This window comes from Flavobacterium piscinae (assembly GCF_004122145.1).
GTDB lineage: Bacteria > Bacteroidota > Bacteroidia > Flavobacteriales > Flavobacteriaceae > Flavobacterium > Flavobacterium piscinae.
Genome location: NZ_SBKQ01000003.1, coordinates 1 through 24,878, shown reverse-complemented (window position 1 = coordinate 24,878; position 24,878 = coordinate 1). Strand labels below are relative to the sequence as shown.

The 24,878-nt window shown below is 33.1% G+C and carries 25 protein-coding genes; 19 read left to right on the top strand and 6 right to left on the bottom strand.

Features of this window, described 5'->3' with window-relative positions; genetic code table 11:
* The first annotated feature begins 11 nt into the window (after nt 1-11).
* From gcvH to EQG68_RS03060, 14 genes are all read left to right on the top strand, one after another.
* Complete coding sequence (gcvH, locus tag EQG68_RS03125) at nt 12-392, top strand: glycine cleavage system protein GcvH (protein ID WP_129463330.1); 381 nt, start codon at nt 12-14, stop codon at nt 390-392.
* Nucleotides 385-759 (top strand): VanZ family protein, encoded by a 375-nt coding sequence (locus EQG68_RS03120; RefSeq protein WP_129463329.1) that lies wholly within the window; start codon nt 385-387, stop codon nt 757-759. The genes gcvH and EQG68_RS03120 overlap by 8 nt, the downstream gene beginning before the upstream one ends.
* 49 nt (nt 760-808) lie before the next feature.
* Nucleotides 809-1,531: an energy transducer TonB gene (locus EQG68_RS03115; RefSeq protein ID WP_129463328.1), complete on the top strand. Its 723-nt coding sequence runs from the start codon at nt 809-811 to the stop codon at nt 1,529-1,531.
* Between the two features lie 99 nt (nt 1,532-1,630).
* Nucleotides 1,631-2,407, top strand: coding sequence for an energy transducer TonB (locus tag EQG68_RS03110; RefSeq protein ID WP_129463327.1), 777 nt, complete (start codon nt 1,631-1,633; stop codon nt 2,405-2,407).
* Between the two features lie 56 nt (nt 2,408-2,463).
* Nucleotides 2,464-3,207 carry a deoxyribose-phosphate aldolase gene (deoC, locus tag EQG68_RS03105; RefSeq protein ID WP_129463326.1) on the top strand — a complete coding sequence of 248 codons (744 nt, stop codon included), beginning with the start codon at nt 2,464-2,466 and terminating at the stop codon, nt 3,205-3,207.
* A gap of 10 nt (nt 3,208-3,217) precedes the next feature.
* Nucleotides 3,218-5,323 carry a gliding motility protein RemB gene (locus EQG68_RS03100; RefSeq protein ID WP_129463325.1) on the top strand — a complete coding sequence of 702 codons (2,106 nt, stop codon included), beginning with the start codon at nt 3,218-3,220 and terminating at the stop codon, nt 5,321-5,323.
* An 87-nt stretch (nt 5,324-5,410) separates the two neighbouring features.
* Complete coding sequence (gene cyoE, locus EQG68_RS03095; protein WP_187347458.1) at nt 5,411-6,328, top strand: heme o synthase; 918 nt, start codon at nt 5,411-5,413, stop codon at nt 6,326-6,328.
* Between the two features lie 2 nt (nt 6,329-6,330).
* Complete coding sequence (locus EQG68_RS03090) at nt 6,331-6,909, top strand: cytochrome c oxidase subunit 3 (RefSeq protein WP_129463323.1); 579 nt, start codon at nt 6,331-6,333, stop codon at nt 6,907-6,909.
* Between the two features lie 46 nt (nt 6,910-6,955).
* The gene (locus EQG68_RS03085) at nt 6,956-7,969 is read left to right on the top strand and encodes a cytochrome c oxidase subunit 3 (protein WP_129463322.1); all 1,014 of its coding nucleotides are present in this window, start codon (nt 6,956-6,958) and stop codon (nt 7,967-7,969) included.
* Between the two features lie 20 nt (nt 7,970-7,989).
* Nucleotides 7,990-8,430 carry a cytochrome C oxidase subunit IV family protein gene (locus EQG68_RS03080; protein ID WP_129463321.1) on the top strand — a complete coding sequence of 147 codons (441 nt, stop codon included), beginning with the start codon at nt 7,990-7,992 and terminating at the stop codon, nt 8,428-8,430.
* A 74-nt stretch (nt 8,431-8,504) separates the two neighbouring features.
* Nucleotides 8,505-9,158 carry a hypothetical protein gene (locus EQG68_RS03075; protein WP_129463320.1) on the top strand — a complete coding sequence of 218 codons (654 nt, stop codon included), beginning with the start codon at nt 8,505-8,507 and terminating at the stop codon, nt 9,156-9,158.
* 4 nt (nt 9,159-9,162) lie between these two features.
* Nucleotides 9,163-9,852 (top strand): SCO family protein, encoded by a 690-nt coding sequence (locus tag EQG68_RS03070; RefSeq protein ID WP_129463319.1) that lies wholly within the window; start codon nt 9,163-9,165, stop codon nt 9,850-9,852.
* Nucleotide 9,853: 1 nt separating this feature from the next.
* Entirely contained in the window at nt 9,854-10,414 is a 561-nt protein-coding gene (locus EQG68_RS03065; RefSeq protein ID WP_129463318.1) for a DUF420 domain-containing protein, read from the top strand.
* Nucleotides 10,404-10,649, top strand: coding sequence for a hypothetical protein (locus EQG68_RS03060; RefSeq protein ID WP_129463317.1), 246 nt, complete (start codon nt 10,404-10,406; stop codon nt 10,647-10,649). Before EQG68_RS03065 ends, EQG68_RS03060 begins: the two co-directional genes overlap by 11 nt.
* Here the strand turns inward: EQG68_RS03060 and EQG68_RS03055 are convergent, their stop codons facing one another.
* Complete coding sequence (locus EQG68_RS03055) at nt 10,650-12,059, bottom strand: DUF4403 family protein (protein ID WP_129463316.1); 1,410 nt, start codon at nt 12,057-12,059, stop codon at nt 10,650-10,652.
* A gap of 151 nt (nt 12,060-12,210) precedes the next feature.
* Between EQG68_RS03055 and EQG68_RS03050 the strand changes: the two genes are divergently transcribed.
* From EQG68_RS03050 to tsaB, 3 genes are all read left to right on the top strand, one after another.
* On the top strand, nt 12,211-13,656 hold the full coding sequence (locus EQG68_RS03050) for a TolC family protein (protein WP_129463315.1): 1,446 nt from the start codon (nt 12,211-12,213) through the stop codon (nt 13,654-13,656).
* 2 nt (nt 13,657-13,658) lie between these two features.
* Nucleotides 13,659-14,972, top strand: a complete 1,314-nt coding sequence (locus tag EQG68_RS03045; RefSeq protein WP_129463314.1) for an efflux RND transporter periplasmic adaptor subunit — start codon at nt 13,659-13,661, stop codon at nt 14,970-14,972.
* An 87-nt stretch (nt 14,973-15,059) separates the two neighbouring features.
* Nucleotides 15,060-15,716 carry a tRNA (adenosine(37)-N6)-threonylcarbamoyltransferase complex dimerization subunit type 1 TsaB gene (tsaB, locus tag EQG68_RS03040; protein ID WP_129463313.1) on the top strand — a complete coding sequence of 219 codons (657 nt, stop codon included), beginning with the start codon at nt 15,060-15,062 and terminating at the stop codon, nt 15,714-15,716.
* On the opposite strand, the gene EQG68_RS03035 is transcribed toward tsaB, so the two are convergent.
* The 4 genes from EQG68_RS03035 to EQG68_RS03020 all read right to left on the bottom strand — a co-directional run bounded on the left by EQG68_RS03035 (nt 15,703) and on the right by EQG68_RS03020 (nt 19,418).
* Nucleotides 15,703-16,554, bottom strand: coding sequence for a mechanosensitive ion channel family protein (locus EQG68_RS03035; RefSeq protein ID WP_129463312.1), 852 nt, complete (start codon nt 16,552-16,554; stop codon nt 15,703-15,705). The two genes, tsaB and EQG68_RS03035, sit on opposite strands and share 14 nt — an antisense overlap.
* Nucleotides 16,555-16,639: 85 nt before the next feature.
* Nucleotides 16,640-17,092, bottom strand: a complete 453-nt coding sequence (locus tag EQG68_RS03030; RefSeq protein WP_129463311.1) for a YtxH domain-containing protein — start codon at nt 17,090-17,092, stop codon at nt 16,640-16,642.
* 58 nt (nt 17,093-17,150) lie between these two features.
* On the bottom strand, nt 17,151-19,163 hold the full coding sequence (locus EQG68_RS03025) for a thioredoxin domain-containing protein (protein ID WP_129463310.1): 2,013 nt from the start codon (nt 19,161-19,163) through the stop codon (nt 17,151-17,153).
* Between the two features lie 54 nt (nt 19,164-19,217).
* On the bottom strand, nt 19,218-19,418 hold the full coding sequence (locus EQG68_RS03020; protein WP_129463309.1) for a dodecin family protein: 201 nt from the start codon (nt 19,416-19,418) through the stop codon (nt 19,218-19,220).
* A 136-nt stretch (nt 19,419-19,554) separates the two neighbouring features.
* On the opposite strand from EQG68_RS03020, the gene EQG68_RS03015 reads away from it, so the two are divergent.
* Entirely contained in the window at nt 19,555-21,807 is a 2,253-nt protein-coding gene (locus tag EQG68_RS03015) for an inorganic phosphate transporter (protein WP_129463308.1), read from the top strand.
* 64 nt (nt 21,808-21,871) lie between these two features.
* Here the strand turns inward: EQG68_RS03015 and EQG68_RS03010 are convergent, their stop codons facing one another.
* Nucleotides 21,872-22,771 (bottom strand): NifU family protein, encoded by a 900-nt coding sequence (locus tag EQG68_RS03010; RefSeq protein ID WP_129463307.1) that lies wholly within the window; start codon nt 22,769-22,771, stop codon nt 21,872-21,874.
* A 133-nt stretch (nt 22,772-22,904) separates the two neighbouring features.
* Between EQG68_RS03010 and EQG68_RS03005 the strand changes: the two genes are divergently transcribed.
* Nucleotides 22,905-24,878, top strand: a 1,974-nt coding sequence (locus EQG68_RS03005; RefSeq protein ID WP_187347456.1) for a choice-of-anchor L domain-containing protein, incomplete at its 3' end; no start/stop codon positions are given.

Below are 24,878 nucleotides of genomic sequence, written 5' to 3'. Positions count from 1 at the left end.
AAATTATACTAATGAATATACCTTCAAATTTAAAGTACACTAAAGACCACGAATGGGTTAGTTTAGATGGAAACATCGCCACTGTAGGCATTACAGATTTTGCTCAAAAAGAACTTGGAGACATTGTTTATGTTGAAGTTGAAACTTTAGACCAAACATTAGAAAAAGACGAAGTTTTTGGAACAGTAGAAGCTGTGAAAACCGTTTCAGATCTGTTTTTGCCTTTATCAGGAGAAATTATTGAGTTTAATGAAGAGCTTGAATCTAAACCCGAAAGTGTAAATACTGATCCCTATGGTGCAGGTTGGATGGTAAAAGTCAAAGTCACAAATCCTAGCGATTTCGAACTTTTATTAAACAGTGATGCTTATAAAGAATTGATTGGTGCATAAAAAGAACTTTCTTTTATTTGCTTTAATAATTTGGACTCTTTTTGTCACAATTTTAAGTTTGGCGAGTTTAAAAGCTTTGCCAAAAATTTCTACTCAAAACGGAGATAAATATGTTCATTTTATTTTTTATTTTGTCCTGACCTTGTTGTTAATTTTAAATATTGTAAATAAAACAAGCTTGAAGAATGCTATTATTATTTCCTTTTTATTGGCAGTTTTTTATGGCATGGTTATTGAATTGTTACAAGGAGTTTTGACAGAAAACAGAAAGCCTGAACTGGCAGATGGACTAGCAAATACTTTTGGTGCGTTTGTTGCTACAATAGTCATTGCGTTCAACAGGAAAAGGTTAAATTTTATAAAATAATTTTAATATTTTTGATAAATAGCTATATTAGCATCTCAATTAACAAATTATGGAACCAAAAAAGAATTTAAATGTTGATCCAAAGCGAAATAGTTCGCTCTATTTTCAACTTGGATTGGCTGCTATTGCAATACTTTCTTATCTTGCGATAGAGTTAAAAACATATGAAAAAGACTTATCTGGACTTGACAGAAAAGTGGATAACAGTTTCTTAGATGAAGATGTACCGGTAACGGTTCAGTTGAATACACCACCACCACCGCCACCACCACCGCCACCAGCTCCTGAAGTAATTAAAGTGGTTGAAGATAAAAAAGAAATTAAGGAAGTTGAAATTCAATCTACTGAAACCAATCAAAAAGAAGAAGTAGTTAAGGCAGAAAAAGTTGTAGTTGCTGAGGTAGAAGAACCGGAAGTAGATGTTCCTTTTGCAATCATTGAAGATGTGCCATTATTCCCAGGTTGTGAAAGTGTAGCAAAAGACAAAAGAAAAGATTGTTTTCAAGATAAAATTCAAGCTCACATTAAGAAAAACTTTAACTATCCGGATGCTGCAATAGATGCAGGACACCAAGGTAAAGTATTTGTAAGTTTCATTATTGAAAAGGATGGAAGCGTTTCTATAGCAAACATGAGAGCACCTTATCCAACTTTGGAAAAAGAAGCCAGAAGAATCATGAACAAATTGCCAAAAATGACTCCCGGAAAACAAAGAGGAAAACCGGTTAGAATGACCATGAGTATTCCGATTACATTCAAATTAGATCAATAATTGATTAATTAAATATATTATAATCCACTCAAATTGAGTGGATTATTTTTTTTGGCATAACTTTTGGTTTCTATTTTCTATAACTAATCCATAGAAACCATGAGAAATTTAGATGATTACCCAAATGTAAAGCACAATGGAAAAATTTATTTCCAACTTGGACTTTTAGCAAGTTTAATTGCTGTTTATTTTATTATTGAATTGGAGACTCCGGCTTCTGAAATTGAGGCTTTTGAGAAAAGAAAGGCGATAGACATCTCTGAAAAAAATTTTATTCATGATTTTACTGTAGAAAAAGAGCCTCAAAAGGAAATTGCGAAAGTAGAACCCAAACCGGAACCAACTCCTAGAAAACCTTTTGTCGATACATTTAAACCAATTGAAGATTCGGAACCGGAACCGGAAAATAATGATACAACTTCTCCTGATGATGCTCAAGATAAAGATTTGATTAAAACCGAAACTACGCTTGTGCCAGCATCAAATACAATCACTCCAATTAAAAAAGATGTTTATGATGGAAACGAGTTAGACGAATTGCCAACTTTCAAAGCTTGTACCGGCTTAAAAGGTGATGCTCAAAAAGCATGTTTTAATGAACAAATGAAGAAATATTTACAAAGAAACTTACGTTATCCGGAAAGAGCAAAAGAAAATAATAAACAAGGATCTGTTTTGGTCGAGTTTATCATAAACACCAATGGTTCTATTACAGGAGTTAAACCTGCAAATGCTGCCCAATTCCATGATAAAGATCTTGAAAAGGAAGCCCTTCGAGTAATCAGTAAATTACCAAATTTAGAGCCCGGAAGAGTAAAAGGAGAGTCGGTGAATGTGCGGTATAGAATTCCAATTACATTTCGTTTAAGTAATTAAAAAATATTTATAGTTAAAACACATCCCACTTCGGTGGGATTTTTTATTTTTACGCAATGGATATTAAACAATTTTTAGATTCAACCTATTTAAAAACACCTGAACAAGCCGGATTGTCTTTGGAGGAAAATCGAAAAGTGGTTCAAGGTTTCATTTCCGAAGCCATTGAAGAACGTTTTAAACTCATCATGATAAGACCGGATATGGTTGCTTTTGCAAAAAAAATGATTTCTGAAGCCAAATCTAAAGTTTTGGTTGGAACGGTGATTGGCTTTCACGAAGGAACGAATAGTTGTGAAGAAAAACTTTCGGAAGCTCTAAAAGCCATTGAAGACGGTGCAGATGATTTGGATTTTGTTTGTAATTATGAAAAGTTCAAAGCAGGTGACGTAAATAGTGTAAAAGATGAAGTTTTGAAATGTACAAAGCTGGGATTATCACACCATAAAACAGTGAAATGGATTATTGAAGTGGCCGCTCTATCCGACCAACAAATTATACAATTAACTACTTTGATTAAAAATGTAGTAATTGCTAATTTTAAGGAAGATAATTATGCCTCTGTTTTTGTAAAATCTTCAACAGGATTTTTTAAAACACAAGACAACAAACCCAATGGAGCAACAATCCCATCCATAATAATGATGCTCGAAAACAGTGCTCCACTGCCGGTAAAGGCCGCAGGGGGAGTAAGAACCTACCAAGAGGCTGTTGAAATGATTAACTTGGGTGTAAAAAGAATCGGAACTTCATCAGCCAAAGCTATTTCTTTAGGATTAACGGCTGAAAATAATTATTAATAATGCTCAAATGAAAAATAATATTCTTCTATTAGTGGTATTGGTTTCAAATTTTTTGTGGTCACAAGACAAAAAAGTTGAACAGTTTCCTATTTTTCCAACCTGCGAAAATAAATTCAATGAAGAGTTGGAAAGCTGTTTTTATGATGAAGTACAACAAAAAATTTACACTAACTTTAAAGTTCCACAAAATGTAACAGACAATAATTTCAAAGGAAATTTTATTGTTTTGTTTGAAGTAAATCAAGAAGGAAAATTCATCATGCAGTATTCGGATGCTACGTATCCTGAATTGAATGAAGAAATCAAGCGTGTTTTTAACGAAATGGAGCCAATTGGTCCGCCAACTTACGCGGGAAACCCAACTTATTCCAGATATTCTATTCGCATTAGTATTCCTTTACAAGATCCGGTTCAATCCAAATTAGCAAAAGAGGAAGCAACCAAAAAAAGGGCTTCGGAATTTAAAGTTAATAAAAATGAGTTGAACGAATATGATAACATAAAATATGAAAAATTTTCAAATCCACAATTTCAAAGCCATTTAAACATACCTTTTTCGCATAGTAATTATGCTCAATTTGATGCAGCTTTAAATCAGGTTGGTTCAAACAATCATACTGCTTCTAAGCCTTACACTTATACCGAAGTAAATAAATATTACAATCTGGAAGAAGCCAATCAAAAACTAATGAAAACCAAAACTGGTTGGTGGGGAAGAAAATTTTGGAATGAAAATTTAGTGGCCATTCAAGGGAAAGACTATTGGTTTACAATGAATCCGATATTAGATTTAAGAGTAGGAAAAAGTAGTCCAAGCGAAGCAAGTTACACTTATCAAAATACCAGAGGTCTTCAAATTCAAGGAGGTTTGGGCAAGCAACTGAATTTTACAACCTCTATCTATGAAAGTCAAGGAAGATTTGCCGACTACTATAATCAATATGCTGAAAGTATAGCTCCATCAGGAGGAAATCCAGCCGTAATTCCGGGAGTTGGAATTGCCAAACGATTCAAAGATGATGCGTATGATTTTCCTTTGTCAGAAGCAAATTTAACCTACACACCCAGTGATTTTATAAATCTACAATTGGGTTATGGAAGAAATTTTATTGGAGACGGATATCGTTCATTGTTAACCAGTGATGGAGCAAGTCCGTATCCGTATTTTAAAATAAATACTACTTTTTGGAAAATAAAATACACCAATACTTATATGTGGTTAAAAGATATCCGTCCGGAAGTAACCGTCGACGGAACATATGCCACTAAATATATGGCTAATCATTATTTAAGTTGGAATGCATCTAAACGTTTAAATATTGGTTTTTTTGAATCCGTAATTTGGACAAATACAAACGACAGAGGTTTTGATTTCAGTTTTGTTAACCCGATAATTTTCTACAGAACGGTTGAATTTACTTCTTCCTCCAGAACCGGAAACGCCCTCTTAGGTTTAACAGCAAAATACAAATGGAGCAATCAAGTGGGATTATATGGTCAATTTTTAATTGATGAATTTTCACTTGCTGATGTTAGAGAAGCCAATCAAAGTTGGAAAAATAAATTTGGTTATCAAATCGGAGCAAAATATTATAATGCATTTAATGTTGAAAATCTTTTGTTACAAATGGAATATAATCACATTAGGCCTTATGTTTATGCTCATAGCTCGCCAATTACTAACTACGGTCACAACAATCAGAGTTTAGGTCATCAATGGGGGGGAAATGCTAGAGAGGTTGTAGCCATTGCACGTTATTTTAAAGGGCGTTGGTTTGGTGATGCCAAATTAACCTATGGTGTTCGTGGTTTAGATTTCGATACGGACGAGAATTCCTTTAATTACGGCGGAAATATTTATAAAGATTACGACGATCAACGACCCTTTGATACCGGCGTTAGCATTGGACAAGGAAACAAAACTACAATCATGATTGCCGATTTGCAAGCGGGTTATTTGGTAAATCCGGCTTCTAATCTAAAAGTTTTTGCTAATTTAATTTTTAGAAATTTCGACCCCAGTCAAAATACGGCTACAACATTTAAACAAGATACCACTTGGTTTTCCATTGGGTTACGAGCCGATTTATTTAATTGGTATTTTGATTATTAATTTAACACCAATTTTCTATTTTGTTCAATTCTTTTTAAAGTTTCTAATTTGTATCTTTGCCGAAGTTTACAAACAATGAAACAAGTCTTGAACGCAACCCATAATTCGTTTACATTTCAATCACTTTATTTTGATTTTAAACAAATCACTAAAGCAGGGTTGTCCATTAGTGTTGTATTCTCTTCAATTGCAGGTTATTTTTTAGGGATTTTGGATATTTCAACCTTTAGTTGGACTACGTTAATAATGCTATCCATTGGAGGATATTGCATGGTTGGAGCTTCCAATGCATTCAATCAAATCATTGAAAAAGAGTTGGATGGTTTGATGGAGCGAACCAAAAACCGCCCAATAGCAGCGGGCAGAATGACGGTTAACACAGCGTTTATTTTGGCTTCAGTTCTAACTTTAATTGGATTGATTATTTTATATCTAATAAACCCTAAAACAGCGATGTTCGGGGCTATTTCAATTTTTTTATATACCAGCGTTTATACACCGTTAAAAACACTCACACCGCTTTCTGTCTTTGTGGGAGCCATCCCGGGAGCCATTCCTTTTATGTTGGGATGGGTCGCCGCCACCGACGATTTCAGTTTAGAAGCAGGAACCTTATTTTTAATTCAATTCTTTTGGCAATTTCCACATTTTTGGGCAATTGGTTGGTTTTTGTATGACGATTATAAAAAAGCAGGATTTTTTATGTTGCCAACGGGCGAGAAAGATAAAGGTACTGCCTTGCAAATTATTTTGTATACCATTTGGTTGATTATTGCTTCTTTATTGCCGGCAATTTTTCCCTACATCGGCATAGTAGGAAGTCGATTATATTTATCGCCGGTTTCAGCAATTGTTGTATTTTTGCTCGGAATTTGGATGTTGTATGCAGGTTTTGAATTGTATAAAAAACGCGATAGCAAAGCTGCCAGAAAATTAATGTTGATTAGTGTGAGCTATATAACCCTCCTTCAGTTGGTTTATATTGCCGATAAATTTTTACGATAATTATGGAAATGACCGCTCAGGAATATCAAAACAGAAAAGGACAATCATATAAATTGTTGCTTTGGTTTGCTATGATTAGTATGGTAATGATGTTTGCCGGATTAACGAGTGCATATATTGTGAGTTCATCCAGAAAAGATTGGTTGAAAGATTTTGAATTGCCACAAGCATTTATAATCAGTACAATAATTATTATTCTTAGTAGTTTTACCTTTCATTCAGCTTTAACTACAATTAGAAAGAATGATCGTAGCAAAACATCTTTTTGGCTGTTAGTTACATTAGTATTGGGGATTTTGTTTGTGATTTTCCAATTTATAGGATTTGGTCAAATCATAGAATTGGGTTATTTTTTTACAGGAAGTGAAAGTACTGTAAATACATCATTCTTATATATCATTGCAATTTTGCATATGGCTCACCTTTTCGGAGGTCTAATAGCCCTTTTAATTATAATTTATAATCATTTTAAACAAAAATACAATTCAACTCAAACCCTTGGTATTGAGCTAGGTGCAATGTTTTGGCATTTTCTTGATATATTGTGGATTTTGTTGTTTTTATTTTTCTATTTTTACTAATAGAAAAAAAATGTAAATTTGGGAACTTTTTAACTAATAACTAAATATGGGAGCGACAGTTACTACAACTGAAGAAAAAATCTGGAACGGCGGAAATGAGCCAATGGGAGCAAGTTATGGCAAAATGATGATGTGGTTTTTCATTTTATCAGATGCTTTAACTTTTACAGGGTTTTTAGCAGCCTATGGCTTTTCTCGATTCAAATTTGCCGATAGCTGGCCAATTGCCGATGAGGTGTTTAATCACTTTCCTTTTTTACACGGTCAAGATTTACCAATGCTTTATGTTGCATTGATGACTTTTATTTTGATTTTTTCATCGGTAACGATGGTACTTGCCGTTGATGCAGGTCATCACATGAAAAAATCAAGGGTAGCTTTTTATATGTTTTTAACCGTTTTGGGAGGTCTTGTTTTTGTTGGATCACAGGCTTGGGAATGGAAAAACTTTATCAAAGGTGAATATGGAGCAATTGAGACCAAAGGTGGAAGTATTATTCAGTTTGTTGATCAAGACGGAAAGCGTATTAAATTAGAAGAATTTGCTAAAACTTTACCAAAAGATCGTGTTCAGCATGAACGTAAAAACGGAATTTGGTTTACAAAAGAAGCCTCTTTACCTGACTATTCTGTTGCAGAAGTAGTAGAAGGTTTCAAAGCTAATCCCAATATTTACGTGAGAACACAAGAAGCTTATTTTGATAAAAATGACAAAAAAGGTGTTCACCCAACATTGAATAAAGAAAAACACAAAACTATTTTAACTAGAGAAGAATCGTTAGCTCGTTTAAATGATGCTGTGCATGTAGTTCAAGGAGCAAATTTGGTTAGAAATGAATATGGAAGTAAACAGTTTGCTAATTTCTTTTTCTTCATTACCGGTTTCCACGGATTCCACGTTTTTTCCGGAGTTGTGATTAACTTTATCATCTTTCTTAACGTCATCTTAGGAACGTATGAAAAACGAAGAAGTTATGAAATGGTTGAAAAAGTAGGATTATATTGGCACTTTGTAGATTTAGTTTGGGTATTCGTATTTACTTTCTTCTACTTAGTTTAATTTTAAAAAAGATTTAAGAAATGGCACACGAGCATAATTTAGCAATTTTTAGAGGTAGACTTAAATTCAAGTCGAACGAACAAAAAATTTGGGGCGTATTGATTTTTTTATCCATCGTAACTGCAATTGAAGTTGTGTTGGGTATTTATAAACCAACTGCCTTAATGCATCCATTGATTTCTCCTTTTGAAGGTGGTTTAGGAGCTACTTTAATGAATATTATTTTATCGCCTTTCATCTTTTTAATTCCCTTAAATTTTATTTTCTTGTTTTTAACTATTGTTAAAGCATATTATATCACTTGGGATTTCATGCACATGAGAGACGAAAAAGCAAGTTTAAGAAAAGCAGTAGTTTGGACATTTGTGTTCCTTGCTTTGTATATTGCTTTAATCTTTTTGTTGGAAGGAGATTATATTTATGAAGTTTATAAAACTTCCTTAATTAAATGGAATTTTTAACACGATATTAGATAAATTAAAAGGTACGCATTGCGTGCCTTTTTTTATTTTTGCATAAATAAAAAGCAACTGAAATGAAAAAGAATATTGTTCTGTTTTCGTTATTTATACTTCCTATTGTAGCCTATCTTTTCTTTGCTTCCGGAGTGCATAATTTTACGCATTTACCAACGGTAACTAAATCAATTCCTGACTTAAGAAATTGGAAGGATGAAAAAGGGCAACAATTTTCTTTAGAGGATAAAATTACTATTTTAGTTTTTCCCGGCACAAAAATACTCTACAACAAAGGGGATGCTTTCAATCTGAATCAAAAGATTTATGAAAAAGTAATGGGTTTCAAAGATTTTCAATTGATTTGTATAGCACCTTTTGGAACTGAATCACAAACCGTAGAATTAAAAGAAGAACTAAGCAGAATTTGCGATATGTCTAAATGGAATTATATTTTTGCTTCACCCGATGAAATTAAAGAATATTACAAGCAGTTGAATTTGATTGGCCAATTAGATGAAAACTTAAGAACCCCTAACGTTTTTATAGTTGACAAAGAAAGAAATTTAAGAGGAAGAAAAGGAAAAAATAAAAAAGGAGAACCAGAATACAAAGAAGGATATAACTCCATTTCTGCAGCTGATTTGCACAACGAAATGGGTGATGACATCAAAATAATTTTAGCAGAATACCGTCTGGCACTGAAGAAAAACAGTGCCGACAGAAAAAAATAGTAACATGAAAAATAAATCGTACATCGGGATATCGTTTATTATATTGGTTTTTGGAATTATTTTTATTCCCAAAATCATCAATAGAATTAAAAACAATGATGTAACCAAAATAGATAGACTTAACACGCCCGGTCAAAGTGAAACATCTGAAGATTTATTAGTAAAAATCGGAAAAGCTCCAAAGTTCAGTCTAACCAATCAGAACGGCGAAACAATTAGTAATAAAAATTACGAAGAAAAAGTGTATTTGGTTGAATTCTTTTTTTCGACCTGTCCAACCATTTGTCCTATCATGAATAGAAATATGGTTGAATTACAAAACCATTTTGAGAAAAATCAAAACGACTTCGGAATAGTTTCTATAACAATTAATCCGGCTAATGATACCTCAGAAGTATTAAAAGAACATGCGGAACATTTAGGCGTAAATAATCCAAATTGGAATTTTTTAACCGGGGACAAAGACTATATTTATGAATTGGCCAATAAAGGATTTAGTATTTTTGCCGGTGAAAATAAAGAGAGTGAAGGAGGTTTTGAGCATTCCGGATTATTTGCTCTGGTCGATAAAAAAGGAAATATCAGAAGCCGAAAAGATGAATTTGGTAATCCAATTGTATATTATGACGGAATTGAAGCGGCCGGAATTCAAGCCCTTAAACAAGATATTAAAGTACTTTTAGAAGAGAAATAAAATGGAGCAAACGAACTTAAACGAGAAAAACTCGATTGAAAAGAGATATTCAATATTAATAATAGTGCTTTCCATAGTCATTCCGGTGGTGGTTGCTATTTTATTTAAAGTAAAATTGAAAGACTACGGAATCAATGTAGAACCTTTAACATTTTTGCCGCCAATTTATGCCTTCATAAACGGTATTACAGCCATGTTACTAATATTGGGTGTATATGCAATCAAAAACGGTAATAAAAGAACGCATCAAAAACTCATGCAAAGTGCTATTGCTTGTTCGGTTGTTTTTTTGATTATGTATGTGGCCTATCATATGACTTCTGACAGCACCCCTTTTGGTGGTGTTGGTTTTATTCGTTATGTCTATTTTTTTATTCTTGTTTCGCATATAGTTTTTTCAATTGCAGTTATACCATTGGTTTTAATTACTTATGTAAAAGCCTTAGCAGAACGATTTGATAAACATAAAAAAATTGCTAAAATCACGTTCCCAATTTGGTTGTACGTAGCCGTTACAGGCGTGATTGTTTATTTAATGATTGCACCGTATTATGTTCACTAAAATTTTAAAATATCCGATAGTAGTTTTTATTTTCTTTGGCGGATTTTTCTCTTCAGCTCAGTGTGCCATGTGTCGAGCAGCTTTGGAAAGTGAAGGCGATGGTGCAAAAGCAGAAGCGATTAATGATGGAATTGTCTACCTGATGGCTTTCCCTTACATTATGGTAGCCATCGTATTTTATGTAGTCTATCGTATGAAATTTAAAAAGAAAGCTGCCTCAGAAATCACTTCCTGATCATTCAATTCCGTCAATTTTTACATCCACTTGACCGCTTCCTTTTATAAATGCTAAGATGGCTTTGTTGGTTAATTGAATTTTTTGAAACTCAAAGTCATTCAACGTTCCATTGACAAAAACTCCTCTCATGGGTGAATAATTTTGAAGATATTGCATCACATTGGCTTTTCCTTCATCCAAATTAGGTTTAATAGAATAACGACAATTTTCTTGAATTTTTCTCAAAACATAACCTTGTGCCAACCAATTGGCTGAACGTACTAAAAAACTTTTGGTGTTCAACACATAATCCAATTGATCAAAATAAATTTCTTTGGTTTCTTCATTATATTGAGGGAACCCTGCTAAATATACTGTTCCGTTAATGCTACCAAGCATGTCTAACGCAATAATCATTTTCCCATCTCTATGCCAAAGATTTACTTTTGTAACTTTTACTTTTCTTTTCCCATCCCCAAATTCTTGGTCTTTAAAATTCTGTGTCATAATTCTGGAAGCATCTTCATAGGTCGAAACAGCAATGATGTTGGCAGAAATATGATCCGGCATTTTGGCAACCGGTTTTAAAATGATTTTATTTCTATCGAATTTTTTTTCGGGAGTTTTTCCAACAATTGTTTCCATCGAACATTTTAAACCCATGTCTAATTTGATTTCCTTTTTTTGTAAAACGGCATCGGTTACATAAAGTTCAATTGGGACAATTCTGAGCCAACTGGCATATTGCTCACTCATTTCAAATGGTGTGGCTAATTTGTCTAAAGCATCCAAAACGTGGGGTTTAAAATCTAATGATTCTTTGATGGAATCATCAATGCTTTTTTCAATTTTAGATTTAAAAAGTCGTACGGTCGGATTAATAAGATAAGTAATCGGAACATTTTTACCGGCTATTACTACAGAAGGAGTTTCTGTCCAGTCTAACGATTTTATTTTCGTATTGGTTTTTAGTTGCCAGTTCGTCAATCCAACTTCACTTATTAATGTAACAACACCATTGAGGTTGAACTCTTTGATGTCATATAAACTTATGCCCATTTTTTCAAAACCATAACGGAATTTTCCATTCACTTTTAAAGGAAGAGTGGTTTTTATTTTGGTAGTATTTCCATCTTTTTCCATTTCAATTTTAATGGGAGCTTGTTTCCATACTTTTAATTCTAAATCATCATCTTTTAAAATAGAGTCGTTATAAATCAACCCATTCAATAATTTGTTGGTTTGATTTTCAATGTCTTTTAGTTGGATGGTTATCGGAAGATGAATAAAAGAAGTAGTAGTTTCATATTCAACAGGTTCGGCATTGTCAGGTTCAGGTTTAATAAGGTCTAACTTTTTTGAGGTGGAACACGACGATACTAAAATAACTAAAACAAAAAGTAGTATTGGAATTAAAAGATATTTCATTTTTTGAAGTTCATTTGAGTCTGTAAATGTAAATTATTTTCAGATTTTTTCATTTTGTTGTAACACAAAAATAAATTAAGCGTCCTATGGGTATAAAATTCTAATGAATTAAATTTGTACTCTAATGCAGCAACTCTTTCAAAAATTTCATATGAAAAGTTCTATTGTCAATAAAATGGTTTGGTTTTCGCTAATTCTGTTTGGAGTTAGTGTTCATTCTCAAACAAAAAAATGGACCTTAGAAGAATGTGTGAATCACGCATTAGAAAATAACATTTCTATTAAAAATTCGACTTTAGATAAAGAATTGGCAGACATAGAGCGAAGCACTGCTATTGGTAACTTTCTTCCTTCGGCAAATGCAACTGCTTCTCATTCTTGGAATATTGGTTTAAATCAGAATATTACAACCGGTTTATTAGAAAATCAAACTACTCAATTTACCTCTGCCGGTTTTAATGTTGGCGTAGATATTTATAACGGTCTTCAAAATCAGTACCGACTTCGTAGAGCCAACTTATCCCAAATCGCCAGTCAATACCAATTGACAAAAATGCAAGAGGATATTGCCTTGAATGTTGCCAATGCATTTTTACAGATTCTTTTCAACAAAGAAAATTTGAAAGTACAAAAAGAACAATTGCTCAACAACCAAAAACAAATGGAACGTTCGGAGCAATTATTAAAAGCCGGAGTGATTCCAAGAGGTGATTTGTTAGATATCAAAGCAACTGTTGCTTCCAGTGAGCAATTGGTCATTAATGCTGAAAATTTGTTGTTGATTTCTAAATTAAGTTTAGCTCAATTATTACAACTGGAAGACTTTAAAGAATTTGATATTATCGATCGTGAGTACGAAGCAACACAAACTCCTTTATTGCTCCAAACGCCGGAAGCCATTTACCAAAAAGCAAAAGAAACAAGAACTGAACTCAAAATAGCTCAAACCAATTTGGAAATAGCAGAGAAGGATGTTTCTATTTCTAAAGGTGCCTATCAACCTCGTTTACAAGGTTTTTATAGCTTTAGTACCAGAGCTTCTAACTTAGACCGAGTTACAGGAGTTGAGTTGGACCCCTCCAATCCAACTACGGTTATTGGGATTGTAGAAGGAACTAATCAAAATGTTTTGCAACCTAATTTTAATGCCATTTTAGGAAGACCATCCCCGATTTTTGATCAATTTGATGCTAACAAAGGGCAGAATTTTGGTGTGCAGTTAACCATTCCAATTTTTAATGGTTTTGCTACTCGAAATAATGTGCAACGTTCAAAGGTTGCTTTGGAGAGAAGTAAAATTGCTTATGAACAAGAAGAATTAACTTTAGAAAGAAATGTTTTTACTGCGTTTACCGATGTAAAAGGAGCATTGAAATCATACGAATCGGCACTAACAACCTTAGAAGCCAGACAAGAGGCTTTCAACTACGCCAAAGAGCGTTTTGAAGTTGGCTTGATGAATGCTTTTGATTTCAATCAATCGCAAACACTTTTGGTCAACGCTCAATCAGAAGTTTTAAGAACTAAGTATGACTATATTTTTAGAACCAAAATATTAGAATTTTATTTCGGAATCCCAATTATTCAAAAACCATAATTATGTCAAAAAAAGGTATATATATTTTTTTAGCAATCGCGATAGGATTGATTATTTTGTTAATTGCACTTTCTAAAGCAGGTGTAATTGGAAATAAGAAAAAAGGAAAAGAAGTTGAAACTGCTTCTGTTAATGAAATTACAATTATTGAAACTGTTTCTGCAACCGGTAAAATTCAACCTGAAACCGAAATTAAAATTTCCTCTGAAGTTTCAGGAGAAATCATCGAATTGCCTATAATTGAAGGTCAATTAGTAAAAAAAGGTGATTTATTGGTTAGAATTAATCCCGATTTATATACTTCTAGTTTAAACCGGTCTGTTGCCGGTTTATCAAATACTAAAGCAGGATTAAGTCAAGCAGAAGCCACATTTAAGGAAGCTCAAGCTAATTATAACCGAAACAAAACACTATTTGAAAAAGGAATTATTTCAAAATCTGAATGGGATAGAGTTGTCGCAACTTTTGAAGGAGCTCAAGCAGCAAAACAAGCGGCCTATTACGGTGTTCAAAGTGCCGCAGCAACGGTTACAGAAGCTAAAGATAATTTAGGCAGAACAACCATTTATGCTCCGGCAGATGGAACGGTTTCGTTACTTTCCGTAGAGTTAGGAGAGCGAGTATTGGGTACACAACAAATGACCGGAACAGAAATTTTACGTGTTGCCAATTTGAATAATATGGAAGTGGAAGTGGACGTGAATGAAAATGACATTGTTAAAGTAAGCGTTGGCGATTCTACGAACATTGAAGTGGATGCTTATTTGAAAAAAGAATTCAAAGGAGTTGTAACCAGCATTTCAAATTCTGCCAGTAATGCTGTAACAGCCGATCAAGTGACTAATTTTAAAGTAAAAGTTAGAATTTTAAAAGAATCTTATTTAGATTTGATTGAAGGAAAACCGGAGAATTATTCTCCTTTCCGTCCCGGAATGACCGCAACAGTTGATATTATTACCAAAAGAAAAGAAAAAGTTATTGCCGTTCCTATTAGTGCTGTGGTCATGAAATCAGATACGTTAAGTTCTTCCAAAGTAGATGTAAAACCTGAGGGAGAAAGTGATAAAGAGGAAGTTTTAGTTCAAAAAGCAGATAAAAAGCTTGAGTGTGTTTTTGTAAAAGTTGGTGATAAAGCAAAAATCAGAATTATTAAAACCGGAATTCAAGATGATTCAAACATCGAAGTAGTTCAAGGTCTAAAAAAAGGAGAGGTAGTGATTATTGGCCCTTATACTACGGTAACAAAAGATCTAAATTCCGGAGATTTAGTTCATGTTAAATCGGAGGAAGAAAAAGCCAAAGAGAATAAAAAATAAAATAGTATTATTAAAATAGCAAGGAAATTAAATTAAAAGTTTAGTTTCCTTTTTTTATAGCTTATTTTTGCCTTTTCAATTTTAATTATGCCTTATATTCTTAACATAGAAACATCTACCAAAAATTGTTCTGTTGCCTTAGCAAAAGATGGAGAAGCAGTAGTTTGTAAAGAAATTGCAGAAATGGGTTATTCACATGCAGAAAAATTGCATGTTTTTATAGAAGAAATTCTTTCCGAAGCTAATTTGCAGTTTTCAGATTTAAATGCAATTGCCGTTAGTCAAGGGCCGGGTTCATACACGGGTTTGCGAATTGGTGTTTCAGCCGCAAAAGGATTGTGTTATGCATTAGATATTCCTTTAATTGCTGTTGATACTTTGGAAGTTTTAGCTTCTCAAATTTCAATTGAAGAAGGCCTGATTATTCCGATGATTGATGCTAGAAGAATGGAAGTATATTCGGCAATTTTCGATAAAAATTATCAAAAGATTAGAGACACAAAAGCTGAAATTCTAACTCAAGAATCTTTTTCAGAATTAAATCAAATGATATACTTTGTTGGAGATAGTTCTCAAAAAGCCAAAACAATTATTCAAAAAGAGAATTTTATTTTTGCAGAAAATGTTATTTATCCATCGGCTAACCAAATGACAAAAAAAAGCTACACTCTATTTACAAAAAATCTTTTTGAAGATGTAGCTTATTTTGAACCTTTTTATTTGAAAGACTTTATGGTTTCTTAGGAAAGTTTTCTTTAATGTTGAAATCAAGTTGTGGAAACGGAATTTCTATTCCATGTTCATCAAATTTGAGTTTAATTTGCTCTAAAATATCTGAACGCATTGTAAAAAAGTCTTCCAAATTTGCCCAAGGACGAATGGCTAAATTAATGGAACTGTCAGCTAAATTATCAACTAATACAACCGGAGCAGGATCTTTTAAAACCGAAGGGTGATTTTCCATTACTTCCATAGCAATTTCTTTAGCTTTTTTAATGTTTGAACTGTAACTGATTCCAATGGTTAAATTTGCTCTTCTTGTAGTGGCATAACTATAATTAATGATTGTTCCGTTTGACAAAGCTCCATTTGGCACAAAAATAATTTGATTATCCACTGTTGCTAATTGCGTTACAAAAATTTGTATTTGTTTCACTGTTCCGGATACGTTTTGTGCTTCAATAAAATCACCAACTTTAAACGGTTTGAACATGATAATTAAAACCCCACCGGCAAAATTAGACAGCGAACCTTGTAAAGACAAACCAACCGCTAAACCGGCAGCACCAATAATGGCAACAAAAGAGGAGTTTTCAACACCTAGACGTGAAATAACAGTAACAAAAAGTAAAATTTTTAATGTCCAAATCAAGATGTCTGCTAAAAATTTTGACAAAGTAGGTTCCATTTCCCTTTTTGTCATTATTCTAACAATTAGTTTTTTAATTAGTCGAATAGCTGTCCAACCAATTACAAAAATTAATATTGCCGAAATCAACCTGGGCGAATATTCCATCAAAACATTGGTAAAATAATCCCAATATTTTGTTACATAGTCTGCGTTTAAAGTAATTAAATCCATAAAAAAACTCTTAAACCAATTAGTGATTTAAGAGTTACAAAGGTATAGTTTTTGAAAGTGAATCTTTTTAAAGAAAACTTAAAGTTTAATCTGCATTTTCATCTGCTACTCGTTTAACTTCGTCAATTTTCTCTTCTAAATCTTCTGAAACTTCTTCTGCTTTTTCAGCAGTTTCTTCAACATTTTGAGCAAAGTTAGAAGTTGTTTCTTGAACTTCTTCTTTGGCTGAGGAAGTGAACGAACTTACTTTTTCCTTAACATCATCCACGGCATTTTCAATTACATCGCCAGCCTTTTCGGCATATTCGGAAACTGTTTCTTTTGCTTTTTCAGCAAAATCTTCTACTTTTTCTCTTACTTCAGGATAAGACTCCTTTGCTTTTTCAACCACTTTTTCTACGTAATCTTCAGCTTTTTCAGCATATTCTGATGCTTTTACTTTTGCTTGATCCAAAACTTCTTCTGCTTTATCTACAGTTTCAGAAGCAGTTTGTTTGGCTGAACCAAATAAATTTTTAAAAAAATTGCCTAATCCCATTGTTTTTGTTGTTTAAATTGAGTGTCAAATCTAGTAAATTTTGCTAACTTTTTTAAAATTAGTAATTTAAATCTTTGTAAACTTCAGAAATTCTATTTTTTGGAGCTAAACACATTTTATTTTGACATAAGTAAAAGAGCGTTTCATTTTCTGTAAATCGATTTTGTAAAAAAGGTAAATCGGATTTTTTTTCACTTCCTGATAAAATAAGTGATGGGAAATAAGTTTGATTGATTTTTTTCAAATGAAACAAACTTTCTTTACCGCAAATGGCCAATTCTTTTTGATAATCAGAAAAATGTAATGCGGCCATTAACCAATTAGAAAAAGCTGATGGATAATCAATCGCCGGAATGATTTGTGAAACCATTTTTTTTGAAATTTCCTCGTAGTGCGAATTTTCAAAATAAACACTCAGTTTAAATAAATTGCTCGCCATAATTGAGTTGGAGGACGGAATCACATTGTCTTCAATTTCAAAATGGTTGGTAATTAATGCTTCATCCAAATCAGAAGTAAATCGAAATAATTCTTTTTTTTCATCATAAAAATGATCCAAACAATAGTTGATAAGATTTTTACTGTGTAAAAGCCAATTTTCATCGAAAGTGGCCTCATAAAGTGAAATAAAACTATCAATAACAAAAGCATAATCTTCTAAAAATCCATTGATGGCTGGTTTTCCATTTTTGTAAGTGTGCGTCAAGTTTCCTTCAGAAGACCATAATTTATTCACAATAAAATGAGCATTTTTTACAGCGATATTCAAATAATTTTCATTTCCTAAAGCTTTGTAGCAATCCACAAATCCTTTTAACAAAATGGCATTCCATGAGGTGATGCATTTGTCGTCCAAGCGGGGTTTTGGTCTTTTTTCTCTTGTTTTGTAAAGAATTTGTTCCCAGTTTTTCTTTTTTTGACGAAGTTCATCAATTGAAATTGAATTTTTTTCTGCGATATCATCTAAGCTTTTATTCTGAATCAGGACATAATTCCCATGTTCCCAAAGTCCAAATTCATTGATATTAAAAACCTCAGAGAACAATGTAAAATCGTCATGGATTATATATTTTAGTTCATCAATCGTCCAAACATAAAAAGCACCTTCTTCCAATTGATTTTTCGTATTTAAACTATCGGCATCCAAAGCTGAAAAAAAGGCTCCTTCAGTTGTTGACCATTCTTTTTCAATGAAAGAGGTCGTTTTTTCGATGATTTCTTTGTAAAGTTCATTTTTTGTCAATTTGTAAGCATTGGCATACAGCGATACCAACTGTCCGTTATCATAAGCCATTTTTTCAAAATGTGGGACATGCCATTTCACATCTACAGAATAGCGAGAAAATCCGCCGTCTACAGTATCAAAAATTCCGCCATAAGCCATTTTTGTCAAGGTTAAATCGACATATTCCAATAATTTTTCATTTTTAGTTAAATGACCATATTGCAACAAAAACTGATAATTGGTTGGCATCATAAATTTTGGTGCACGCGAATAGCCACCAAATTCCCAATCGAAATTTTTTTGCCATTTTTCTAAGAAACTTTTTAAAATAGCGATGTCAAAATCGGTAGATTTTCCATCAATTAATCCAAGTGATTCAATTCCTTCGTGCAATTTTTCAGCATATTCAATCATTTTTTCAGGATTTGATTGATATAATTCCTGTAATTGTTCAAGTGTATTTATCCAGTCGTTTTTTCTGAAATAAGTACCGCCCCAAACCGGTTTTCCATCCGGAAGACAAACCACATTGAGCGGCCAACCACCACGACCTGTCATTAGTTGAAAGGCTTTCATGTAAATGGCATCCACATCCGGACGTTCTTCCCGATCTACTTTGATGTTGACAAAATGTTTATTCATAGTTTTTGCCACTTCTTCGTTTTCAAAACTTTCATGTTCCATGACATGGCACCAATGACAAGCAGAATAACCAATGCTGATTAAAATGAGTTTTTGATTTTCTTTTGCATTGGCTAACGTTATTGAATTCCAAGCTTTCCAATGCACCGGATTATTGGCGTGTTGAAGCAAGTAGGGGCTGGTTTCAAATTTTAGTTCATTCATAAATAAAAAAAAGCGTTCTTTTTGAGAACGCTTAAAATTACGATTTTAATTCAATTATTCTATTTCAAAGGTGATTTTTAAATTCACTCTAAACTCAGAAACCTGACCGTCTTTTACTGCTGCACTTTGGTCTTGCACATAAACCGAACGAATGTTCTTTAAGGATTTTGCTGCTTGAGTAACTGCTTTGCGTGTAGCGTCCTCCCAACTAACTTCTGAGCTGGAAAGGACTTCGATAACTTTTAATATTGCCATAATGATATAATTTAAAAAATAAAGATAGTGAAATTTGTTAAATTCTCAAAAAAATACATCTTAAATTGATAACATTCGCTTAACATTAGATTGAAATAGTTAATGGAATTTTGCACTAAATTATTAACCATTTGTAATGGAACAAATTTATGTAGTGATGCTCGTGGTTTTGGGCATCTTGGCTTTAATTGATTTGGTAGTTGGCGTTAGTAATGACGCAGTAAATTTCTTAAATTCAGCCATAGGTTCAAAAGCAGTTTCCTTTAAAACAATCATGATTGTTGCCAGTATTGGAGTTGCCTGTGGAGCTCTTTTTTCCAGTGGAATGATGGAAATTGCCCGAAGTGGTATTTTTGTCCCTTCCATGTTTAGTTTTAATGATGTCATGATTATTTTTCTGGCAGTAATGATAACTGACATTCTCTTGTTGGATGTTTTTAATTCAATGGGACTGCCGACTTCTACAACGGTTTCTATTATTTTTGAGTTGCTGGGTGCTGCGGTTTGTTTAGCCCTTTATCATATTTATATTTCAGAAGACAGTACGCAAAGCTTAGGAACTTATATTAATACCAAAAAAGCAACTGAAATTGTTTCCAGTATATTGCTCTCGGTCTTACTTTCCTTCGGGCTAGGTAGTTTAGTGCAATATATATCAAGAATTATTTTTACATTTCAATATGAAAAAAGATTAAAATACATTGGTTCTTTGTTTGGCGGTTTAGCCATTACGGCTATTACCTTCTTCATCTTAATAAAAGGTTTAAAAGGAGTTTCATTTGTAAGCAAAGAAACTTATGGTTGGATTCAAGATAATCAATTGATGATTATCGGAATTAATTTTGTGTTTTTTACGCTTCTTTCTCAAGCACTAATCAGTGTATTTAAAATAAATATCCTTCGCGTCATTATTATAATCGGAACATTTGCTTTGGCATTAGCTTTTGCCGGTAATGATTTAGTTAATTTTATTGGTGTGCCAATTGCGGCTTATAATTCCTATGAAATTTTCTCTGCCTCTGGTTTGTCTGGCGATAAATTGATGATGGGTGCTTTAGCAGACGAAACTATTGTTGCACCTTTTTATTTTCTTGCTTTTGCAGGACTGGTAATGGTAGTTACACTTTGGACATCCAAAAAGGCAAGAAGTGTGATTGAAACCGGTGTAAATTTATCTCGTCAAGGGGATGGTGTTGAAAAATTTTCTCCGAATATGTTGTCACGGTTTATTGTAAGAAGTGGCGTTTATTTGGGAATGGGGATTAATTATTTTCTACCTCAATCGGTTCAACTAAAAATCGACAAACAATTTGAAAAACCGGAAGTAAAAGGCAAGAAGCGTAAAGATGAGCCGGCTTTTGATATGGTGCGAGCGTCGGTTAATTTGATGATTGCCAGTATTTTGATATCTATAGGAACTTCTCTGAAATTACCATTGTCAACCACTTATGTGACGTTTATGGTTGCCATGGGAACCTCATTTGCAGATAGAGCTTGGGATAGAGAAAGTGCTGTTTACAGAGTAGCCGGTGTTTTCAATGTAATTGGAGGTTGGTTTGTTACTGCTATGGTCGCGTTTTTCGGTGCATTTGTGATGGCATTAATTTTAAAATTAGGCGAAGTATATGCATTCATTGGACTTTTAGTTTTATTAGCAATTATTCTTTACAGAAGTGCCAGAAGACACAGTAAAAAACAAAAAGAAGAGGAAGAACTTGTCAAATTAAAAAGGGAGGATATTGTTACGATCAATGAAATTATCAGTGAAAGTTCAATGCAGATTTCTCGCGTAATTGGTGCTACTAACAAAGTCTACAGCGATGTGATAGATAATCTGGGACTACAAGATTTAGCTAAATTAAAAGAAAATAAAAAGGCTCTCAAAAAACTTGAAAAAGAGGTTGATGAATTAAAAAGCAATGTTTATTATTTCATAAAAAACTTAGATGAAACCTCTGTAGAAGCAAGTAAGTTTTATATTATGATTTTGGGTTATTTGCAAGACATGATTCAATCATTGGCATTTATTACACAAAATAGCTATTCACATATTAACAACAATCATAAACAGTTAAAATTCAATCAAATACGTGATTTAAAGAGTATTGATACAGATGTTCAAAAATTGTTTGACACCATCGAATCTATTTTCGAAAACAAAAACTTTGATCAATTGGATGAAGTTTTACGTGAAAAAGCTACCATTTTAAATAATGTTTCAGAGTTAATTCAAAAGCAAATTACTCGTATCCGGACTGTGGAAACTAGTCCAAAAAACAGCAAACTTTATTTTGCTTTGCTTTTGGAGACGAATGATTTAATTAAAGCAACGATGAATTTATTAGAATTATTTCAAGAATTCAATATTCACGTTAAGAATAAAAAATAAGAAGCAAAAAAAAATCCTTGAAGTTCATTTTTCAAGGATTTTTTACATTTGTTTAATTCTGTTTTTAAGCGTTCATAGCTTCTACTTTTATTGCTTCATCATTCAGCATATCTTTCAACATATTTTCAATGCCATTTTTTAAGGTAAAAGTAGAAGAAGGACAGCCACTACATGCTCCTTGCAAAACTACTTTTACACGTTTTTCACTTTCATCATAGGAGTCAAAAAGAATATTGCCACCATCCGCTTGAACAGCCGGTTTTACATATTCTTCTAAAATATTGATGATTTGTTGTGAAGTGGTGTCTAATGAATCAAAATTTGAAATGGTTTGTTTTTCATTTTTTGGAACTGTAACCAATAAGCTTTCATTGATAATTTCATTTCCGTTTTCGATATATTCTTTGATGAATGTTCTGATTTCATTGGAAATTTCCTGCCAGTCTGTACTGTTGTATTTTGTAATGGAAATATAATTTTCATCCATGAATATCTCCTTCACAAACGAAAACTTGAATAATTCTTTTGCTAAAGCAGAAGGAAAAGCCTCGTCAATATTTTTAAATTCAGCTGTTTTGGAAGTCAATACTTTATTGGCAACAAACTTCAAAACAGCAGGGTTTGGAGTAGATTCAGCATAAATCGTGATCGGAAGTTTTTTGATTTCAACAGTAGATTCGTTAATGATAATTCCGCCTTTAGATACAAATTCTTCAATTTGCTCAGCAACAGCTTCTTGAACATCATTCCATTGCACAATGTTGTAACGCTCTATGGCAATAAAATTTCCGGAGATAAAAACCGTTTTAACAAAAGGTAAATAAAACAATTGTTGTGCTAATTGACTCTCACTAGCTTCATCAATGTTTTTGAATTCATAACTTTTATTTTTAGTAATAAAATCGGGAAATTCAAATTTTACAATAGTCGGATTTTGGGTTTCTTTTATCGATATTTTAGTCATTTGAGCTTTTTTCTGCAAATTTAACAAAGATATTTTTGGTATTTAGTTATATTTGAACTTTAAATTTTTATTAACAGAATTTTACCAAGTGTTTTAGCAATTCGTTATTGTTGAAGCATTTTTTCTATAGTATATGAAAAAACTACTCCTATTATCATTTTTTTTAATTCTACCGTTTTGTGTACATGCACAATTGTTTGTGAATAATACAACATTCACACCTGCACAATTGGTGCAAGATGTATTATTGGGCGGAGGTGTAACCGTTTCTAATATTACATTTAATGGTAGTGCTGTTAATGCCACTGTTGCAAGGGATCAAGCAGGTTATTTTACAACAGGTGTAACACCAACAAATTTAGGGATCAACTCAGGAATTATTTTATCTACCGGAAATGCTCAATTAGCTTTGGGCCCCAATAATCAAAACAATGCTTCTCAAGTAACTGCTACGCCTTCTGCTGGTGATGCAGATTTAGCTAGTTTGGCAAACGGAGGTATTCAAAATACCTCTATTTTAGAATTTGATTTTATTCCTACAGGTACTGAACTTAGTTTTAATTTTGTTTTTGGTTCAGAGGAATACCCTGAATTTGTGAATTCAACATTTAATGATGTTTTTGGTTTTTTCTTGAGTGGGCCCGGTATTGCCGGTCCTTTTTCTGGAGGAGCTATTAATATTGCATTAATTCCATCTACAACTATCCCAATTACTATTAATACAGTTAATGGAGGCTTTGCAAATGGTTGTCCTGCCGTATTACCTGGTGGAGCAAACTCAGGTTTTTATGTAAATAACTGTGGCGGAACGTCTATTCAATATGATGGTTTTACAACGGTATTAACAGCATCAGCAACTGTTGAATGTGGAGAACTTTATCATATAAAGTTGGCTGTTGCCAATGTTGGAGATAATGGTTGGGATTCGGCTGTTTTTCTTCAAGCCAATAGTTTTAATGTGAACCCCATTGATTTAGGCTCTGATTTTGTAGAAGTTGGGGGTACTGCTCTATGTGTCGGTGATACCGTTGAATTGAATACTGGTTTAGATGCATCAATTACCCATGAGTGGTATTTTGGTCCCGATTTAATAGTTGGAGAAACGAGTCCAACACTAGTAGTTTCTGAACCTGGTGATTATACTGTAATAGCTTACCCCTACGGACCTGCTTGTCCTATTACTGATACAATAACTATTGAATATTATCCTCCATTGCCGGTTGCAGAGCCTATTGATTTAGAGAATTGTGCACCCAATAATGTTTATGATTTAACTGTTAATACACCAATTGTTTTGAATGGTTTAGATCCGTTTGCGTTTGAGTTAAACTATGCATTAACAGAAGAAGACTTTGAATTTTTTAATTACATACCTAATCCTACAGCGTATGTCAGCACTGGTTCTGGTCAAGTTATTTATGTTGGTGTAGTTGATATATTTAGTGGTAGTGAATGTTCTGTTATTCAATCGTTTCAGTTAATTGAATTGCCTTGTACACTTGACCCTCAACCTTTAGATTTAGTATTATGTGATGAAGTTACGCCAGGGGATGATTTTGAAATATTTGATTTAACGGAGAATGATGATGACGCTTTGGGCGGATTAGACCCAGCACTCTATGAAGTAACTTATCATAACACTCAAGTTGATGCAAACACAGGTGATTTCCCAATTTCACCTGCAAATATTTATAACGGAACAAATGAAACGATTTTTGTACGGGTAGTAGAAATCGCATTCCCTTCTAATTTTGGAACTAATTCATTCACTTTAACGGTGAATCCTCTTCCTGAAATTGCAGCTATTTCTCAAGAAATTTGTTCAGAAAATACGTTTAGTGTAACTCCTGATGGTTCGGGTTCTAATGTAATCCCCACCGGCACGACTTACACTTGGACAGTTTTATCACCGTCAGGTATCACAGGAGCGTCGGATGAGGCTACAGCACAAACGAGTATAAGTCAGACATTAACCAATATAACCACTGCTCCAATAGATGTAGTTTATACAGTAACGGCTTCAGTTGGTACCTCACCGAATATTTGTACAGATACTTTTACAATAACTGTCACGGTAAATCCTATTCCAACAGTAACGGTCAATAGC

What these genes read in the sequence shown, in the direction of transcription:
- gcvH (WP_129463330.1), top strand. Translation starts at nt 12, where the DNA reads ATGAATATACCTTCAAATTTAAAGTACACTAAAGACCACGAATGGGTT.
- EQG68_RS03115 (WP_129463328.1), top strand. Translation starts at nt 809, where the DNA reads ATGGAACCAAAAAAGAATTTAAATGTTGATCCAAAGCGAAATAGTTCG.
- EQG68_RS03110 (WP_129463327.1), top strand. Translation starts at nt 1,631, where the DNA reads ATGAGAAATTTAGATGATTACCCAAATGTAAAGCACAATGGAAAAATT.
- deoC (WP_129463326.1), top strand. Translation starts at nt 2,464, where the DNA reads ATGGATATTAAACAATTTTTAGATTCAACCTATTTAAAAACACCTGAA.
- EQG68_RS03100 (WP_129463325.1), top strand. Translation starts at nt 3,218, where the DNA reads ATGAAAAATAATATTCTTCTATTAGTGGTATTGGTTTCAAATTTTTTG.
- EQG68_RS03090 (WP_129463323.1), top strand. Translation starts at nt 6,331, where the DNA reads ATGGAAATGACCGCTCAGGAATATCAAAACAGAAAAGGACAATCATAT.
- EQG68_RS03085 (WP_129463322.1), top strand. Translation starts at nt 6,956, where the DNA reads ATGGGAGCGACAGTTACTACAACTGAAGAAAAAATCTGGAACGGCGGA.
- EQG68_RS03080 (WP_129463321.1), top strand. Translation starts at nt 7,990, where the DNA reads ATGGCACACGAGCATAATTTAGCAATTTTTAGAGGTAGACTTAAATTC.
- EQG68_RS03075 (WP_129463320.1), top strand. Translation starts at nt 8,505, where the DNA reads ATGAAAAAGAATATTGTTCTGTTTTCGTTATTTATACTTCCTATTGTA.
- EQG68_RS03070 (WP_129463319.1), top strand. Translation starts at nt 9,163, where the DNA reads ATGAAAAATAAATCGTACATCGGGATATCGTTTATTATATTGGTTTTT.
- EQG68_RS03065 (WP_129463318.1), top strand. Translation starts at nt 9,854, where the DNA reads ATGGAGCAAACGAACTTAAACGAGAAAAACTCGATTGAAAAGAGATAT.
- EQG68_RS03060 (WP_129463317.1), top strand. Translation starts at nt 10,404, where the DNA reads ATGTTCACTAAAATTTTAAAATATCCGATAGTAGTTTTTATTTTCTTT.
- EQG68_RS03055 (WP_129463316.1), bottom strand. Translation starts at nt 12,059, where the DNA reads ATGAAATATCTTTTAATTCCAATACTACTTTTTGTTTTAGTTATTTTA.
- EQG68_RS03050 (WP_129463315.1), top strand. Translation starts at nt 12,211, where the DNA reads ATGAAAAGTTCTATTGTCAATAAAATGGTTTGGTTTTCGCTAATTCTG.
- EQG68_RS03045 (WP_129463314.1), top strand. Translation starts at nt 13,659, where the DNA reads ATGTCAAAAAAAGGTATATATATTTTTTTAGCAATCGCGATAGGATTG.
- tsaB (WP_129463313.1), top strand. Translation starts at nt 15,060, where the DNA reads ATGCCTTATATTCTTAACATAGAAACATCTACCAAAAATTGTTCTGTT.
- EQG68_RS03035 (WP_129463312.1), bottom strand. Translation starts at nt 16,554, where the DNA reads ATGGATTTAATTACTTTAAACGCAGACTATGTAACAAAATATTGGGAT.
- EQG68_RS03030 (WP_129463311.1), bottom strand. Translation starts at nt 17,092, where the DNA reads ATGGGATTAGGCAATTTTTTTAAAAATTTATTTGGTTCAGCCAAACAA.
- EQG68_RS03025 (WP_129463310.1), bottom strand. Translation starts at nt 19,163, where the DNA reads ATGAATGAACTAAAATTTGAAACCAGCCCCTACTTGCTTCAACACGCC.
- EQG68_RS03020 (WP_129463309.1), bottom strand. Translation starts at nt 19,418, where the DNA reads ATGGCAATATTAAAAGTTATCGAAGTCCTTTCCAGCTCAGAAGTTAGT.
- EQG68_RS03015 (WP_129463308.1), top strand. Translation starts at nt 19,555, where the DNA reads ATGGAACAAATTTATGTAGTGATGCTCGTGGTTTTGGGCATCTTGGCT.
- EQG68_RS03010 (WP_129463307.1), bottom strand. Translation starts at nt 22,771, where the DNA reads ATGACTAAAATATCGATAAAAGAAACCCAAAATCCGACTATTGTAAAA.